The organism is Pontibacter flavimaris, from assembly GCF_001907195.1.
Classification (GTDB): Bacteria; Bacteroidota; Bacteroidia; order Cytophagales; family Hymenobacteraceae; genus Pontibacter; species Pontibacter flavimaris.
In genome coordinates, this window is the sequence record NZ_LVWA01000009.1 from 209,692 (window position 1) to 229,204 (window position 19,513).

At 54.0% G+C, this 19,513-nt stretch carries 3 protein-coding genes and 1 pseudogene; 3 read left to right on the forward strand and 1 reads right to left on the reverse strand.

Features of this window, described 5'->3' with window-relative positions:
• Positions 1 to 348: 348 nt before the first annotated feature.
• Together A3841_RS15090 and A3841_RS15095 are read left to right on the forward strand one after the other, a co-directional pair.
• Positions 349 to 10,443, forward strand: coding sequence for a gliding motility-associated C-terminal domain-containing protein (locus A3841_RS15090; RefSeq protein ID WP_083610381.1), 10,095 nt, complete (start codon positions 349 to 351; stop codon positions 10,441 to 10,443).
• Positions 10,444 to 10,470: 27 nt separating this feature from the next.
• A complete protein-coding gene (locus A3841_RS15095) occupies positions 10,471 to 11,415 on the forward strand; it encodes a PorP/SprF family type IX secretion system membrane protein (protein ID WP_073853357.1) in 945 nt (314 codons plus the stop codon).
• 880 nt (positions 11,416 to 12,295) lie between these two features.
• On the opposite strand, the gene A3841_RS15100 is transcribed toward A3841_RS15095, so the two are convergent.
• Entirely contained in the window at positions 12,296 to 14,884 is a 2,589-nt protein-coding gene (locus A3841_RS15100) for a M14 metallopeptidase family protein (RefSeq protein WP_073853359.1), read from the reverse strand.
• Between the two features lie 999 nt (positions 14,885 to 15,883).
• Here A3841_RS15100 and A3841_RS20860 point away from each other — a divergent pair.
• Positions 15,884 to 19,495, forward strand: a pseudogene (locus A3841_RS20860) (immunoglobulin domain-containing protein); the annotation flags it as partial.
• Positions 19,496 to 19,513: the final 18 nt, after the last annotated feature.

Sequence of the window (19,513 nt, forward strand, 5' to 3'; positions counted from 1 at the left end):
GAATTGATGGACGCTTCCGGAATAGGAGCCGGGCGCAGGTAGCGCCGACGGACGCAGAGAGGATTCAGAAAGTGCAACAGTGGCTGTAGTGGGACAGGGAATGTTGCGCAAGGCCAGGATTGGACATTGACGGCAGGAGGGAAGTGGATGAGTGGCAACGCATACTTCTATTCGGGAGGATTATAGCTGGAATATAATATAATTATGCCAGTACTGTATCGAAACGAAGGTGCAGAATAAATAGCACAGGTTTACAGCTACAGCGTGTCAGATCCGGCAGTAAGCTGAGTACACCTTAAATCAACAAAGTATCCAAAGTATAAAAATGCTATAGTTTAAACAGAGCTTATGATAACAACCTCTACTCAAAGACGTTCCTTCTTGTTTGCCATTTGCCTGCTAGGGGTGTTGCAGCTTGCAACGTCCCTTGGTGCGTTTGCGCAAGGAAAGAATGATGTGCCGACCTTTACAGTAGACCTGCGGGGGAAGCCAAATGGTGTCTGGAATTCGGGTGAAGTAGCCAGGAACGGGCAGCTCTGTGGCGTTCCCAATAATGAGAACTGTATTCAGTTTGAGATCATCCTGGATAAGAACGCCGAACAAATGGAGTTCGACATTGTGGGAGGTCCGGTGCCTTCCGGATCCATGTATTACCAGATTGGTTGTGGAACAAGTTATGCCGTTGGCGAACCGATCTGCGTGAATGTTTCCGAAACGATCGTCCTGACGCTGTGTATGCCCGGAAATGCCAAGGGTATTTTTGAGATCAGGTCTCTTGCCTCTTTTGTGCCGCAGGCCGATGTCTCGGTTACGGCGGGTTGCTCGGCTACCCTGATAGCGCCATTGTCTTTCGAGCCGGGAACCATTAAATGGAGAGACATCACCTATAACGGCACCTATGACAAGTACCTGAGTTTCCCGAACGGCGACACCAAGCCGCTTGTAACACCGGACGCGAGCGCCCCGGCCTATGTAGACTATGAGGTGACCGGCACAACGGTAGCGACAAAATGCCCGGGCAGGTTTGCTTCCGACGTGGTGCGTGTATACTTCTACCCGCCACCAACCATCACCGTTGGCCCAACCCCTGCCATCATCTGTCCCGGTAGCAGTGGCGTTGCGCTGACGGGCGCGGTAACCGGCGGCGACGGCAACTGGGAGTATATCTGGACAGACCCTGCCGGAAACGTAGTAGGCAACCAGATGAACTACACGGCCACTACCGTAGGAACCTACAAGTTCGAAGTAAGAAATATAAACTACCCGAACTGCCGCGAGTTCTCGGCCACGGTGGATGTGGTATCCGACCTGGCGGCAAACGCCGGGCCGGACCAGTTGGTGTGTTCGCAGAGTCCGGTGCAACTGGCCGGAACGATTACAGCGGCCACCGGCGGCATCTGGAGTGGGGGCGGCGGCACCTTTAGCCCGAGCAACACCGCCCTGAACGCGGTCTATACTCCAACGGCAGCTGAAATTGCGGCTGGGTCTGTTAAACTGACGCTTACCTCCACGGGCAACGGCTCCTGTACGGCCGTGAAAGATGACGTGCTGATCACGTTCTACCCGATCGACGTGGCGCTGACGGGCACGCCGGTTATCTGTAACGGCACCCTCGGCACGATCACGGCTAAGGTAACGGGCGGCAGCGGCACTATTGCGTACAAGTGGAGCTCCGGGCAAACCACCGCCACCATTACGGGCGTGGCTGCCGGCACTTACACCGTTACCGTTACGGACGGGAAGAGCTGCGCCATCACTAAGTCATTTACTGTAACCCAGGTAAATGGCCCGACCGGCTTCACCATAAATGCCACCCAGGAAACCTGCGGAAGCAGCAACGGCAGCGTAACGGTAAGCGGCGTGACAGGCGGAACATCCCCTTACAAGTATAGCGCAGACGGCAAAACCTACCAGACAGGCACAACGCTTGCTGGCCTGGCTGCCGGCAACTATACCATTTATGTGATGGATGCCAATGGCTGTACAACTACCAAAAGCGTTACGATCTCCAACGTAGCCGGACCAACGGCGGTAACTGCTGCCACTGCTCCGGCCTCCTGCGCCAACAACGACGGCAGCATTACAGTGGGTAATGCAACTGGCGGCACGGCTCCTTATAAGTATAGTATAAACGGAAGTACCTTCCAGACATCTACCAGCTTTACAGGCTTGGCGGCTGGTACTTATACTGTCACGGCACAGGATGCAAACCTGTGTACAGTCACAACAACCGTCACTGTAGCGAAAGTAACCCTGACAGCCTTTACGGCTACTCCTGCTTCTTCTACCTGCGGCGAGAGCAATGCAAGTATAACTGTGAGCAATGTTAAGGGCGGCATCGCCCCCTTATACTATAGCATTGACGGAAAGAACTTCCAGACAAACGCCACGCTTTCAGGGCTGGCAGCGGGTAACTACACCGTTACTGTGCGGGACTCGAGAGGCTGTATCCTGACCAAAGCGGTAACGGTTGGCAACATTGCCGGACCGACAGACCTGACGGCGACTGCCAAGGCCTCTACCTGCGGCAACAGCAACGCCGAGATCACGGTAACAGGCGTAACGGGCGGCACCGGCACGTATACCTATAGTATAGACGGTGCCACCTTTAAGACCGCATCGAGCTTCACAGGCTTGGCGGCCGGCAACTATATCGTTTATGTAAAAGACGGAAACGGCTGTATCTACTCAGAGGCAGTGGCCCTGACCGACATTGCCGGTCCGGCGTTTACAGCAACTGCCACCTCTTCTACCTGCGGCGCCAGCAACGGCCGTATCAGCATCAGTGGCGTAACGGGCGGAACCGCTCCTTATACCTATAGCAAGGATGGATCAACCTTTCAGGATGCAGCTTCCTTCACGGGCTTAGCGGCCGGTACCTACAACATCACTGTTAAGGATGCCAATGGTTGCTCCCTGGTGAAGGCTGTAACGGTAACCGACGTTGCCGGACCAAGCGATTTCGCGTTGGCAGCTAAGTCCTCTACCTGCGGCGCCAGCAACGGCAGCATTACCGTAGGTACCGTAACCGGCGGAACATCGACTTATACTTATAGCATAGATGGCAAGACTTTTCAGACCTCGGCTACCTTCGGGAGCCTGCGCGCCGGCGAGTATACCATCACGGTGAGGGATCGTAACCTGTGCGTGATCGCTAAGAAAATAACGGTGACGGATGTGGCTGGCCCAACCAACCTGGCGGCTTCTTCCAAGTCGTCTACCTGCGGCAGTAGCAACGGCGAACTGACCGTAACCGGCGTAACCGGCGGCACGGCGCCTTATACTTACAGTAAGGATGGCGTGAACTTCCAGGCCTCTGCTACACTCACTGGATTTTTAGCGGGTACGCACACGATCTACGCCAGGGATGCCAACGGATGCGTGGTGTCAGGTTCCTTTACTGTTGCCAACATCGCCGGTCCTACGGCGGTGGCGGCCACCTCGCTGCCTGCCGGTTGCGCCAACAACGACGGTAGCATTACCGTGGGCACCGTAACCGGGGGCACGGCAACGTATACGTACTCTATCAACGGCACCAGTTTCCAGAGCGCAAAGACCTTCACGGGGCTGGCTTCCGGAACCTACACCGTTACGGCGAAAGATGCCAACGGCTGTATCGTGACCAGATCTGTTTCGGTAGGAAAGACGGCCCCAACCAACTTTGCGGCTACAACGCAGCCATCCACCTGCGGAAGCAACAACGGCTCCATCACCATGGGCGCAGTTACGGGTGGCGTGTCTCCTTATACGTATAGCAAGGATGGCGCAAACTTCCAGGCATCTGCTACGCTCACTGGCTTTGTGGCTGGCTCACACACCATCACGGTGAAAGATGCCAAAGGCTGTACCTTCTCCAAGGCGATCACGGTTACGGATGTAGCGGGTCCTTCGGATCTGGCTACTGCCGCCACGGCTTCTACCTGCGGCAACAGCAACGGGCAGTTTACCGTGAGTGGCGTAACGGGCGGTATCGCTCCGTACAAGTATAGTATAGATGGCGCCAACTTTCAGGACTCCAATACATTTACAGCGCTGGCTGAAGGCACTTACACGGTAACCGTAAAAGACGCTAACGGCTGTACGTACGCTGAAACAGTGGCGGTAAGCAACATCGAAGGCCCCTCGTTCACACTTTCTGCCAAAGCCTCCACCTGCGGGGCCAGCAACGGAACGGTAACCGTAAACAGCCCGACCGGCGGCACGGCACCTTATACCTACAGCAAGAACGGCACGACTTTCCAGACTTCAGCCACCTTCTCGGGGCTGGCAGCCGGCAAGTATACCATCACGGTGAAAGATGCCAACGGTTGCCTACTGCCTCAAACGATAGAAGTGACAGACATACCGGGCCCAAGCGACCTGGCCATGATGAGCAAGGCTTCCACCTGCGGCGACCCGAATGGTGTGATCAGCATCAGCGGCGTAACCGGTGGCACGGCGCCTTATACGTATAGCATCGATGGCACGAACTTCCAGGCTTCCCAGACCTTTGCCTCCGTTTTGGCGGGTGAGCATACGGTAACGGTGAAAGATGCCAACGGCTGTATCATCAGCAAAGCGATCGTGGTAGGCAACGTGGCCGGCCCGACCGGTATCACAGCAAGCACCTCCTCCTCCACCTGCGGCAGCAACAACGGCGAAATAACCGTAACGGGCGTAACGGGCGGTGCAGGTGCTTATACGTACAGCAAGGATGGCGTGAACTTCCAGGCCTCCGCCACGCTCACTGGCTTTGTGGCCGGCACGCACACGATCTACGCCAAAGATGCGAACGGCTGTACAGTGGCCAAGGCCTTCACGGTCTCAGACATTGCAGGACCTTCTGCGGTGGCGGCTACCTCGCAGCCGGCCAGCTGTAACGACAACGACGGAAGCATCACAGTCGGCAACGTGACTGGCGGAACATCCGACTATACGTACTCCATCAACGGCACTACGTTCCAGAGCTCCACCAGCTTCACAGGTTTGGCCTCCGGCACCTACACCGTAACGGCCAAAGACAAAAACGGCTGTATCATCACCACAAGTATAAAAGTTAACCTGAACGTACCCACCGCTTTTGCCAGCACTTCGGTAGCCGCCACCTGCGGTCGTCCGGATGGGCAGCTGACGATAGGGGCGGTAACCGGCGGCACGGCTCCTTATACCTATAGTATAAACGGGGGCAGCTTCCAGGCATCCGCTACCTTCACCAACTTGGTGGCCGGGGCTTACAAGATCACAGTTCGGGATGCCAAGGGTTGTACGTTTACCAATGAGGTAGGCGTGCGCAACCTGGAGGGACCAACCTTCAGCACGGCTGCCACGGCTACCACCTGCGGCGCAGCAAACGGAAGTATAAAAGTAAGCAACACAACCGGAGGGGTAGGGCCTTATACTTATAGTATAGATGGTGCGAACTTCCAGACAGCTACAACTTTCGCAAACCTGCTGGCCGGAACATACACCATCACAGTGAAAGACTCGAAAGGTTGTGTGGGCACGAGCCAGGTAATAGTGAAAGACATTGCCGGCCCGAGCGATTTCGTGCTGGCCGGTGCATCCTCCACCTGCGGTGGCAGCAATGCTGCGATCACGGTAAGCGGTGTAGAGGGCGGCACGGCTCCTTATACATACAGCCAGGATGGATCTACCTTCCAGGAATCAGCGACCTTTGCCAACCTGGCCGCCGGCAAGTATACCATCACCGTGAAAGATGCCAACGGCTGTATCATCAGCAAAGCGATTGAACTGAGTGACATCCCTGGCCCAAGCGAGCTAACACTAGCCTCTACTGCCTCTACCTGCGGCGACGCCAATGGTAAGATAGAGGTAGGTGGTGTAACGGGCGGCACGGCTCCTTATACTTTCTCCATCGATGGCAAAGCTTTCCAGCCGGGCGCTACTTTTGGCTCTGTGCTGGCAGGCACCTATACCGTAACGGTGAAGGATGCCAACGGCTGTACGTTGTCTGAGGAGATTGTGGTAGATAACGTTGGCGGCCCGGCAGGGCTTACAGCCAGCGCCACTTCTTCTACCTGCGGCGCTGCTAACGGCAAACTCACCGTTACGGCAGCAACCGGTGGTGTGGCTCCTTATACTTACTCACTGGATGGCGTGAATTTCCAGGCAGGCCTGGAGTTCGGCAACCTGCTGGCCGGCTCGCACACCATCACCGTAAAAGACGCCAACGGCTGTACGTTCGCCAAAGCCTTCACGGTTGCTGACATTGCCGGCCCATCGGCGGTAGCGGCCACCTCTCAGTCAGCCAGCTGCCAGAACAACGACGGTAGCATTGCGGTAGGCAAAGTAACGGGCGGAACATCAGCTTATACGTACTCCATCGATGGTAAAAACTTCCAGAGCGCAACCAGCTTTACAGGCCTGGCTTCCGGAGACTATACCATCACGGTGAGAGACAAAAATGGCTGCACGGTTACCACAAGTATAAAAGTTAACCAGAACGTACCCACTGACTTTGCCAGCACCACGGTAGCCTCTACCTGCGGCGCGAGCAATGCAAGTATAACGATAGGTTCGGTAACGGGCGGCACAGCGCCTTATACGTATAGCACCGACGGCAAAAGCTTCCAGGCAGCAGCCACACTTGATAACCTGGTGGCCGGAAACTATACCATCACGGTAAAAGATGCCAAAGGCTGTACGTTCAGTAAAGAGGTAACAGTAGAAGATATCGCCGGACCATCGGCACTTGCTTTAGCTGGCAAAGCCTCTACCTGCGGCAGCACCAACGCCACCATCACGGTAAGCGGTGTAACCGGCGGAACCGCTCCTTATACCTTCAGCATTGACGGCACCACCTTCCAGAGCGGTACCAGCTTCGGTTCGTTGTTGGCCGGAAAGTATGAGATAACAGTGAAGGATGCCAATGGCTGTACCTTCGCACAGGAGATTACACTGCAAGACATCCCTGGTCCATCTGCCTTCACTGCCACAGCCACAGCCTCCAGCTGCGGTCGCGCAAACGGAAGTATAACCGTGGCTGCCGTAACGGGCGGAACCGCACCGTATGCCTATAGCGCAGACGGTACGAATTTCCATGAAGCAACTAAGCTGACTGGCCTGCTGGCTGGCGCGCACACCATCACGGTGAAGGATGCCAACGGCTGTATCGTGACAATGAACGTGACGATTGAAGACGTGGCAGGTCCAGCAGGGCTGGAGCTGGCAAGCACAGCCTCTACCTGCGGCGCCAGCAACGGCAGCATCACGGTGAGCAAGGTAACGGGTGGCACGGCTCCTTATTCGTATAGTATAGATGGATCAGCTTTCCAGAGCGGACCTACCTTTAGCGAGGTGCTGGCCGGAGCGTACACGGTAACGGTGAAGGATGCCAACGGCTGTACTTTCTCTGCCAAGATCACGGTAGAAGACATTGCCGGACCAGCAAACCTGACTGCTGCTACTACTGCTACTACCTGTGGAGCCAGCAACGGCGCGATACGTATAACCGGTGTAACCGGCGGAACAGCGCCTTATGCTTATAGTATAGACGGCACGAACTTCCAGGCTACTGCTGCCTTTGCAGAGCTAGCTGCCGGTACGCACACCATCACGGTAAAAGACGCCAACGGCTGTACTTTTGCCAAAGCCATCGAGGTAACGAACCTGGAAGGACCGAGTGCTATAGCAGCTACCACCAAAGCGGCCAGCTGCGCCGACAACGACGGCAGCATTTCGGTAGGCAACATCACCGGTGGCACGGCTCCTTATACGTACGCCATCAACAGGAAAGATTTCCAGAGCAGCACCAGCTTTACAGGTCTGGCCTCCGGAGCGTATACCATCACAGTAAAAGATGCCAATGGTTGCGAAACCACGGAATCCGTGAAGGTGAGCAAGGATGGTCCGGCAAGCTTTGCCAGCACCACCAGTGCCTCTACCTGCGGTGCCGAGAACGGACGCATTTCGGTTGTGTCGGTGGAGGGTGGCGCGCTGCCTTATACTTATAGTATAAACGGTGGCAGCTTCCAGGGTTCCGCTAGCTTCACATCACTACTGGCCGGTACTTACAGCGTTACCGTGAAAGATGCCAACGGCTGTACGTATACCCAGGAAGTCGAACTGACAAATATCGAAGGTCCATCTGACCTGACAGCCGCTGCTACTACCGCTACCTGTGGCAACAGCAACGGCCAGATCAATGTGTCGGCGGTAACAGGCGGCACGGCTCCTTATACTTATAGCGTGGATGGCGTGAAGTTCCAGGCCTCTGCCACACTTTCTGGTCTTGCCGCTGGCGAGTACCAGGTAACGGTGAAGGATGCCAATGGCTGTACGGTAGTGAAAGCGGTAACAGTGGCCAACGCCTCCGGTCCGGAAGGATTTACGGTGGCCGGCAAAGCCGCTACCTGCGGCGCTGCCAACGGCCAGGCTACGGTGAGTGCCGTGGTGGGGGGTAAGGCGCCTTATACCTACAGCAAGGACGGTACGAACTTCCAGCCGGAAACCACGATGACAGGATTAGCCGCCGGCACGCATATCATCACCATAAAAGACGCCAACGGCTGTACCTTCACCAAGCAAATAATCATTGAGAACATCGCCGGACCAGCCAACTACGAACTGGCTACTGTTTCCACTACCTGCGGCGCTGCCAACGGTTCTATCACGGTAAGCAACATAGCGGGCGGCACGGTACCTTATACTTACGCCCTGAACGAAGGCGCTTTCCAGGCTTCAGCCACTTTTGCAGAAGTAGCCGCCGGCTCTCACACCATCACGGTGAAAGATGGCAACGGCTGTACGTTGGTGAAGCAGGTAAGGGTAACGGATGTCGCTGGTCCTGCTGAGATTGCGGCGGCTACCACGCCAACTGCCTGCACGGCCAACAACGGTACCATTACCGTGAGCGGCGTGATGGGTGGCCAGGCTCCTTATACTTATTCGCTGGATGGTACCAAGTACCAGGCGGCGGCCAACTTCGGCGCGCTGGCGGCAGGGGAGTATGAAGTATACGTGAAGGATGCCAACGGCTGCAGCACCTCCGCTAAAGTAACAGTAGGCGTGAAAGGTCCGAAGGAGGCTGAGGTTACGGCTGCCAACGCCACCTGCGGCGAAGAGAACGGCTCCATCACCATCGCAACGGTAACGGATGGCACCAAGCCACTTGCCTATAGTATAAACGGCGGCAGCTTCCAGGCCTCGGCTACGTTTGCCAACCTGGCGGCAGGTGTGTATACCATCCTTATTAAAGATGCCGAAGGATGTACGCTGGAAGTAACCCAGAGTGTGAGCAACAACAACGCGCCAACCTTTACCGCAACCGGCACCGATGCCAGCTGCGGCGCCGGGAACGGCCGCATCGTGATCAGCGATGTGAGTGGCGTGAGCCCTTATACTTACAGCGTGGACGGAACTACTTTCCAGGACGCGCCGGAGTTTACCGGTCTGGCCGAAGGAGAGTACCAGGTAACGGTGAAGGATGCCAACGGCTGTGTAAACTTCCAGACGGTAACCATCGGCAACACGCCACCCATCACCGACCTGAGAGCCACCGTTGCAGCCCCAAGCTGCGACCAGCCGAGCGGCCAGATTAAGGTTGATGAAGTAGTGGGCGGTACGGCTCCTTATACTTATAGTATAGATGGCACTACCTTCACGGCTTCTGCCACGCTTGCGGATGTGGCGCCGGGCAGCTATACCTTAACAGTGAAAGACGCAACCGGCTGTACTTACAGTATAGACGTGCAGGTGGAAGAGGGCGTAAGCAGCAGCCTGGAGTATGTGCACGACCTGGCCTGCTCCGGCGGGAACACGGGCGAGATTGCCTTTGCCTCCACCGGCGCTACCGACCAGACGCAGTACAGCATCGATGGTGGCAAGACTTTCCAGAAATCCCCTGTATTCAAAAACCTGGCAAAAGGAGCCTATCAGCTGATCGCCAAATTCTCCGAGTCCTGCTCCATTAGCGTGGGCACGGTAGAGGTGAAGGAGGCCGGGGAGATAGAGGTGGAGGTAACGCCACTGACCAAAGCCGTTGGTTTCGAGAAATCAGGCAGCGCAGCCGTGACGAGGATCAGCGGTGGCGTAGGGCCTTATACGTACTCGCTGGATGGCGGAAGCTTCACTTCTGATTCGGTGTTTACGAACCTGAGCGGGCGTGAGTATACCCTGACCGTGAAAGACAGCAGAGGCTGTATCGCCACCACAACCTTTGTGATCGAGGGCCTGGGCGACATCGACATCCCGAACGGCTTCACGCCAAACGGCGACGGCACGAACGATACGTGGGTACTGAAGAACCTGCCGAATCTGTACCCGAACAACCAGGTGACGGTGTACAACCGCTGGGGCAGCGAGGTGTTCTCGTCCAAAGGGTATCAGCGCCCATGGGATGGCACCTTCAAAGGCAAGCGCCTGCCCGACGGTACTTACTACTGCATCATCGAGTTCGGCGACGGCACGGCTCCAATCAAAACATCCGTGACCATTATGCGCTAATTGCCCATTTACCAAACAAGACGTGTTATGAAAAATTACATTCTCCTATTTTGCTTTCTGCTCGTTGGTTCGGTAGCTGTGGCGCAGCAGAAGGCGCTGTATAGCCAGTACATGACCAATTACTTTCTCCTGAACCCGGCCGTGGCCGGGGTGGAGAAAGACTGGAACATAAAAGCCGGCTACCGCAACCAGTGGACCGGCTTTGACGGGGCGCCCCAGACCTACTACCTGAGCGCCGAGACAGCCTTGTTTAAGCGCAGCATCGGCCGCAGGGCCAAGCCTTACCACGGGGCCGGCGGCTATGTGTATACTGATAAGACAGGGCCCATCTCGCAGACCGGCTTGCTGCTATCGTATGCCTACCATGTGCCGCTTAACAGGACGTTATTCTTGTCTTCGGGTGTGTTTGCCGGCGTGCAGCAGTATAAATTCGATGAGAACAAGATTCACCTGGCGGATGGCTCCAACGAGCGCGACCCGGTAACGCAGCAGGGAAGTATAAATGCCTTTATGCCGGACCTGAGTGTGGGCACGTACCTGCACTCGGAGGAGTTCTTTGTGGGCGCTTCGCTGTTCCAGGTGCTGGGCAACAAGATCAACAAGAACAAGGAGATCGAGGACCCGGCCCGCCTCTCGCGCCACCTGTTTGTGTCGGGTGGGTATAACTTTGATGTGAACCGCAACATCACGGTGACACCCTCGGTGCTGCTCAAGTACGTTTCCCCCGCCCCCATACAGGCGGATATTAATGTAAGAGGCGAGTACCACTTCACCAAGCGCCGCAAAACCGTTTACGACGACATGGTGTGGGCTGGCATTTCCTACAGAACCCAGGACGCTGTGGTAGGATTGATTGGCGTGCAGTTTAAAGAGCAGTACCGCCTGAGCTATACCTATGACATCACCGTATCGCCCATGCGCCACCACAGTGCCGGCTCGCACGAGATTGTGCTAGGGTTCAGGATGCCGTAGCAGTAGCTTTAAAGTGTAAACAAGTATGGCCGGGGCGTTTGCTCCGGCCATACTTGTTTTGGTGGTGTTATACTTGCGCTGGCTATACTTTTACACTTCCCCTGGCGCAAGCGTCCGCTTGTGCCTCCACCTGCTCCATAGTCCTGTCTATACTTCGCTATACTTGCCAGAGCTATACTTTGGCTATACTTGTATACTTGCCGGTTATACTTTCATAGCCGCTGCTTCCTTCCGCTTGATACAAGCTATTCTTACTAGCTTCTGCTGATCCTGTAGTTCCCATAAACCTACAGTTTCATTTCATAGTTTGGTGCTCTCAAGCCCGAGGGGGCTCGTCCTTTGGCATCGCGCTGTGTTCCCTTCCTTTGCTACCCTTCGGTCGCAATGCCCTTGCAGGGCACCGGAATCTCACAAGGCGCTCAACCTAAGGACTGGGATCAGTTCGATAGCTACGGCCTTACTGTCATCTCGATCTTTGGGAGGGATCTCTCTAGAACTCCCGATAGATCTCTCATTACATTCGAGATGACAATAAAGTTTAGCAAGTACTAAATTCCCCTCCTTGGAGGGGTAGGGGTGGGTTTATACTTTGTGGGGAAAGATTGCAACCTGTCCGTGTATGAACAGCAGCTACAAAACTTATACTTTGGTTTTAGCAGTTACAGAGTTCCCCTCCTTGGATAAGGAGGGGTAGGGGTGGTTGGACCAGGCACTGCAGAAACGCGGACACGGATGTCCGCAGCAGAAGAGGTTCCTGACAAAGATGTCCGGAGCAGCAGAAGTTTACAGAAACAGCAGGGCATCTGAATGGAAACCCCAAAACAAAACTCCCCCTCTCCTAAAAAAGAAGAGGGGGAGTTTTTAGCTTGCTATACTTTTCTTAATGTGCTGCTTCCTCAGCGCGGGCGGAGTTGCCGCTGATAATCTGACCGAAGAAGATGCTGTTGAGGAACAGTTTATTGGTGCCATACCAGAAGGCGCGGAAATTCGGGTTGTCCGGCATCGCGATGACCTTACCAGCACCTACCGCCGATACATCCACCGCCGCGGTATTTTTTACCCTTTGCAGGTTCGGCTTGGAGATGTAACCTGCCAGCAGCGGCTCCGAAGTATACATCACGGGGTTGGCGTACGGGCTCTTGGAGCGTTCCATAAACAGCGTGTTGCTGCGGAAGATCGGCAGCTTTTCATCGGTGTAGCCATAGGCCAGCGGGTGCGTCAGGTCCAGCTTCGTTTCAAAAATAGCCCCGCCAATCACCTGTGCTCCCTCTGAGTCGGCCATCTCGGCGTAGGCTTTCTGTGCCATTGTGTCTGGCTCAACTTTCTTGAAGGTGATGTTGCCGATGCCGTTATCCGCCAGCCACTTGGCCGCGCCGCCCATGCCTATCACGGTGCCGCCCCGTTGTACCCAGCTGCGCAGCTTGTCTTTGGAAATGTTGCTGTACGAGCCCTCTGCCATCACCAGCACGTTATACTTGTCTATGGATGCACGGTTAAAATCGTCGGTTTTAATGAGCACCGGTCGCATGCCGAAGCGCTCGTCCATCAGGTGCCACGCTTCGCCGGCATCGTAGCTGTTCACCCCATCACCCATCAGCATCATGATGTTGGGTTGCTCCAGGCTGCGCATCATCGGGCTGCCCAGTTTTATACCTTGCGGCGTGAAGCCGGTGTTCATGGCGTATACCTGCAGAGCGTTTTGCTGCGCTACTTCCTGCAGCACCTGGTGCAGCTCATCGGCATTGATATGCTGGCCAGCCACAGGTATCAGGATGGTGCCGTAGTCATACTGCTTGCCGTCGGCGGTGCTGAACTTGTCGGTAGCCACTCTGGTGTTAATGCCACGGTCCATGAGTTGGTTCAGGGCGCGCGGGGCGTAGTAGCCGTGCCACTCAAAAGTATAGGCGTAGTCGCTTTTGCCGCCCACTACCTCACCGGCCGGAAAAGCCAGGCTATCCACCTTTTGCCCCAGTTGGTTGCTCTTAAAGTTTCGGGAGGACAATGCCGCGTGCTCTAAATCGAAGGCCAGTGGGAAAGTCCAGGCGGAGATATCGTAGAAAAGGCTGTCCTGGAAAGTGGTGCGCTTCTCGAACATCGCCTCAATCAGCCTGTGCTGCGGCTGCCCTGTCGGGATGATGTAGGCATTCTCCGGCGTATAGGTAACATTGTCTATTTTAAAACTCTCCTTCGGACGGTATACTTCTATCTGGTGCTGTTTGATGATCTCGGCCAGGTGGTAAGCCCGCGCCTTGTCCATCTCAGAGCCAAACACATAGGCCTTCGTCTTCGCCTTCTTCGCCTCATCCAGGGCGTTTTTGTAGAAATCACGCTGATGCGCCAGCAACTCCTCGCGCATGGCCTGCGCCGCCTCCAGCGTGGATAGGGTAGTGGTAAACTGGTTGCGGATGGTGAACGGGAACGTCAGCACCCCGTTCACGCTTTCCTGCGCATGCCCGCGCGAGCTGGCTTGCTCGAAAAGTATACCCACGGCGCCGTTCACGTCCGGGTATGTGGAGCCTTTGCCGTAGTAAAAGTCGTCGTAGCTCTCCTCTGTATAGTAAAACGAGCCGATCTTATCCAGTGCCTTGGCGTGGTAGGTGCCGATCTTCTGCGTCAGTTTAAAGTTGCTCTCCGGCGTGAGCGGGTTGTTGCGGCTCGGGATGCCCGGCTGGAAGAAGAACGTGGCGTTGGTGCCCATCTCGTGGTGGTCCGTCAGCACGTTCGGCTTCCACTCGTGGAACTTGGCCAGCCTGCCCTGCGACTCCGGGTGCTGCAGCGGAAGCCAGTCGCGGTTCAGGTCGAACCAGTAGTGGTTGGTGCGGCCGCGCGGCCATACTTCATCAAACTCGGCGCTGTTAGGGTCGGTAACCAGGTTTTTGCTGCGGTGCGAGTTCACCCAGCTGGCAAAGCGGTTCATGCCGTCGGGGTTGATGGAGGGGTCTATAAGTATGATCGTCTCATCCAGTAGCTTCTCTATCTCCGGCCCCTGCGCGGCGGCCAGGTGGTACACGGCCAGCAGGGAAGCGTTGCTGCCGCTGGGTTCGTTACCGTGCACGCTGTAGCCCATCCACACCACGGCCGGCATATCATTTATGCGTAGGCTACCCGACTTTTCCGGGTCTGTGAGCTGGCGGTGCTGCTCCTTTATCTGCTCAATGTTCTGGTGGTTTTCAGGCGAGGTGATGGTGAGCAAATACAGCGGGCGGTTCTCGTGGGTGCGGCCATACTCTACCATGCTGATCCGGTCTGATACAACGGCCATCTGGCGCATGAACATCACCAACTGGTCGTGGCTGGCGTGCCACTCGCCCACATTATAGCCCAGGATATCTTTAGGCGTGGGGATGTTGTTGTTATAGCTGATCTCGGCAGGCAGGTAGTAGGAGAGCGGCGTCTCGGGTTGCTGCGCCACCACGGCAGGGCTAAGGCCCAGCATAGCCGCCACAGCAAGTACGCGTAGGTTTTTCATGAGTAAGGGTGAAGTATAAGGTTAGATATTTGGTTGCTCCTGCAATTTCCTGTTTTGCCGAGGCTTTTGCAAGTATAAATTACCATGATGTGGTACAGCAAATTTAGCTTTGTGGCTCCACAAACAGTACAAGTCTTTGTGGCGCTGCAGATGCTGGCCTAGTTATACTTTGTTCGCTTATGCGGCTGGTTATCAGGGATCAGCAGAACCTGAGCTTTTCCTGTTTGCCCTTTCTATACTTTCCTTCACCCTTCTGTGCAGTGGCTATACTCCCGATAGTTGTTGCTGCCAAAGTATAAAACTACTGCTTGCCCAGGCTACAGGAACTATAAAACCATGCTTTAAAGTGCTGGGATTAAAAAAATAAATATTTATAAGGATCAATAATTCAGTGCAATTACAGGATAGGCACGTGGTGAGAAACTAGGCTGGAATGTATGTAATTCCTTATGCGACTAAACTACAGGAGTTTATAGCAGAATAAAGGTGTGCAATTCTGATACTTTATATATAATTTTTGTAATAAATAGTAGGCGGAAGACGAAACAAAATATAGCCGCAAGGGTATAAGTTCTTTAAATAGTAAAATAAACTATAGAAATAGGACATGTATGACTGTTTACGCAGCCTTTCACTGCAAGCGCGGCGCTCCATAAGGCCCAGCTGACGTGAAGTAGCCCTTAGAAACTCTCTTTTTACGCGCTCCTTCAGCCTTACAATACTGGTTAATATAATTTAGCCAATCTGCAATAGGGTTTAAGCTGTTAAAAAAGGCTGGTAAACCTATTGCCCAGCCATGTTTTGCCCTACTGTAAAGTATTTAAGCTTTCAATCCACCTGACCTTTTTATCAACCAAGGCCAAAGCGACACAGCCTTAAACCCACGCATTATCCCCTAAATTTATGAAACAACGTTTTACTCAGTTGATTGCCAAAGCCATCAGCGCCCGCCTTGGCAAAGTTTACTTAACCAGTTGGCTGCTCCTGCTTTTCCTGATGATGGGGAATGTGGCGTGGGGGCAGAATATTACATCTGTTACTCCTCCGTGCTTCACAGCTGGTACTGCTACTCAAATCACGATAGTTGGGAGCCTAAATAATAGACCAGGTACTGTATTCCTTCAACTCTCATATGATAATACGTTTCCTGCTGGATTTACTGAGTTGACTCCTATAAGTAACACTAACTCAACCGCTACTTTCAACGTCCCAGCAAACGCACTTACACAGCAAAGTACTTTATATGTAAGAGCAAGAGTTAGCTCAGGTAATAGCGGTAATTTTAGTACAGGTAACATTCTCAGTATAAATCCAACTCCTACTCTGAGCAGTACGCTGACACCGGCTGCTATCTGCAGTGGAGCAACCTTTACTTATAACCCTACCAGTGCTGTAACAGGAACAACTTTTAATTGGACGCGTAATTCCCCGGCGGGTATATCGGGCGGGGCAACAAACGGCTCGGGTGATATTAGTCAAGCATTAATAAACACAACCGCTAACCCTATAGACGTTACTTTTACTTATACATTAGCAGCAAATGATTGTAATAATACCCAAAATGTGGTAGTTAGAGTCAATCCTACTCCGTCTGCACCAACAAATGCCACAGCAAGTCCATCAACTCATTGTGGGGCCGGGTCATCCACATTGATTGCTACACCGGGAGCAAACAGTAACACTATCCGCTGGTACAATGCACTTACTGGTGGCACCCTGTTAGCAACCGGTAATAGTTACTCAACCGGCAACCTTACAACCACTACAACTTTCTATGCAACAAGCTTCAATACCGCTACCGGCTGTGAAAGTACCACAAGAACGGCTGTAACGGTTACAGTAAACCCTTTACCAGCTACTCCTACCAATGTAGCTGCCAACCCAACAACACTTTGTGGTCCTGGAACCGTGACTCTGAGCGCCGCCACTGGCACTAACGGCACGAACGTGCGATGGTACACTGTATCAAGTGGGGGCACGGCGTTTGCCACTGGCACAAGCATAAGTCGTTCTGTTAGCGCCACCACAGCCTTCTACGCAGCCAGCTACAATACAACAACACAGTGCGAAAGCACAAGAGTGCCGGTAACGGTAACAGTTAGCCCTGTACCTGGAACGCCTACAGTGCAGGCCCCAGCTCCAATTTGCGGCCCTGGCAGCGTAACGCTTTCTGCCACATTGGGAGCAAACAGTACAACAGCTCGATGGTACGATGCCCCATCAGGCGGAACTCTTTTGGCTACTGCAACCTCCTTTTCACCTTCCGTTACAGGAACTACTACATTTTATGTTTCCAGTTACAATGCCTCTACTACATGTGAGAGTGGCAGAGTGCCTGTACAAGTCAGGGTTAACCCGGTTCCAGCAGCGCCTACTGTTACCGGAGATGCAATTTGCGATGGAGGAGAAGTAACCCTAAGTGCTACAGTTGGCTCTAACGGCAACCAGGTAAGGTGGTATACTGCTTCTAGCGGCGGCGCAGCATTTACAACGGGTAGTTCTTATACAACAACTGTTTCTGAAACAACTACTTTTTATGTAAGCAGCTACAACACTGCTACTGGTTGCGAGAGTGCCAGAGTGCAAGTTATAGCTACTGTAATTGAAACACCAGTCGCTACGGTTATACCTGAAGGTCCGTTGGCTATTTGTAGTGGCACTACTACTGTGCTTGCTGCAGATGTAGCGCCAGCCGGTGTTGTTTATACTTACCAATGGAGTGATGAAAATGGTGTATTGATAGGAGAAACTGACCAAACTTTAACTGTTTCGGAGGCAGGTACTTACTCTGTCGTGATTACGAGCGAAGGCTTGTGTGTGAGTGAGCCATCGAATGCTGTGGTGGTAACCATACTTCCATTACCGGATGCACCAATTGCTGAACCTGTTTCACGATGCGGACCTGGACCTGTTACTCTTACAGCTTCAGGTGCGCCAGAAGGTGGTACTTACAGGTGGTACACCGTTGCCGCAGGAGGTTCTCCTATAGCAACAGGGGCTACTTACAACACACCTGATCTTGAATTATCAAGACTGTATTATGTTGCAGCAGTAGGAGCTGGTGACGGATGTGAAAGTCTTCGTACTCAGGTAGAGGTAACTATTAAACCTTTGCCTGTGGCAAGCATTGCTGCCGAAACGCCAAGATGCCAGGATCCTAGTGGTACTACAACTTTCCTTCTAAACGGATTTGCAGAAAACGGGACTTTCTTGAGCTGGGAAATTGTTGGAGGTACTGCCACGGCAGTTATAATCGAAAATGCAGACAACGATTTCACACCGCAGGTTAATGTGACGGGTTCAGGAACAGTGCGAGTGCAGCTAACTGTAAATAGTGACAATGATTGTGGAGCTGACACTGATGTAATAGTATTAGAAGCCTATCCTCTACCACCTACTGTTGCTGTTAATGTGGCGCCAGTTGACCGTTGCGGGCCAGGCGAAGTAACACTAAATATTTCTAATGCCTCTACTACTTTTACTTATAATTGGTACAACGCAGCCAATGAACTTGTATTTACAGGCACAAGTTACACAACAAGTATAAATCAGACTACCCCATTCTTTATAGCTGTTACAGGAACAGGGAACTGCGAGAACCCTCAGCGCACTGAAGTTGTAGCTACAGTAAATCCGATTCCAGATACTCCCACTAATGTGATGGCAAGTGCTACTTCGGTTTGCGGCTCAGAGACAGTTACATTGAGTGCTACCGCCGGCACAAATGGCACTACAATTAGGTGGTGGAGCGCGGCAGCTGGAGGTACCCCGCTGGCGACAGGTACTAGCTATTCTCCAACAGTAAGCGCCACCACCACGTTCTATGCTTCCAGCTACAACACAGTAACACAGTGCGAGAGCGGTAGGGTACCAGTGACCGTTACGGTTAATGCTGTGCCTGCAGCACCAACAGTCTCTGCGCCTGCGCCTTTATGTGGGGGCGGTAGCGTGAGTCTGACAGCTGTGCTAGGCGCTAATAGCACAACCGCTCGTTGGTACAGTGCAGCCACAGACGGTGTGCTTCTCGCCACAGGCACAAGTTATAACCCAATAGTTAGTTCTACTACCACCTACTTTGTCTCTGGTTACAACGCCACCACGGGCTGCGAGAGCGGCTCCAGGGTCGCAGTGACCGTGACGGTGAATCCAGTTCCGGCTGCAGCCACCAACGTTACGGCTAGCCCTTCTGCTCTTTGTGGCTCCGGAACCTCAACCCTGAGCGCCACGCCAGGCGCCAACGGCACTACAATTAGGTGGTACAGCGCGGCAACTGGAGGCACCTTGCTGGAAACGGGTCTGAGCGTGAGCCGCTCAGTGAGCGCGAACACGACTTTCTACGCGGCCAGCTACAACGCCACCACGGGCTGCGAGAGCGGCTCCAGGGTCGCAGTGACCGTGACGGTGAATCCAGTTCCGGCTGCAGCCACCAACGTTACGGCTAGCCCTTCTGCTCTTTGTGGCTCCGGAACCTCAACCCTGAGCGCCACGCCAGGCGCCAACGGCACTACAATTAGGTGGTACAGCGCGGCAACTGGAGGCACCTTGCTGGAAACGGGTCTGAGCGTGAGCCGCTCAGTGAGCGCGAACACGACTTTCTACGCGGCCAGCTACAACGCCACCACGGGCTGC

What these genes read in the sequence shown, in the direction of transcription:
- A3841_RS15090 (WP_083610381.1), top strand. Translation starts at nt 349, where the DNA reads ATGATAACAACCTCTACTCAAAGACGTTCCTTCTTGTTTGCCATTTGC.
- A3841_RS15095 (WP_073853357.1), top strand. Translation starts at nt 10,471, where the DNA reads ATGAAAAATTACATTCTCCTATTTTGCTTTCTGCTCGTTGGTTCGGTA.
- A3841_RS15100 (WP_073853359.1), bottom strand. Translation starts at nt 14,884, where the DNA reads ATGAAAAACCTACGCGTACTTGCTGTGGCGGCTATGCTGGGCCTTAGC.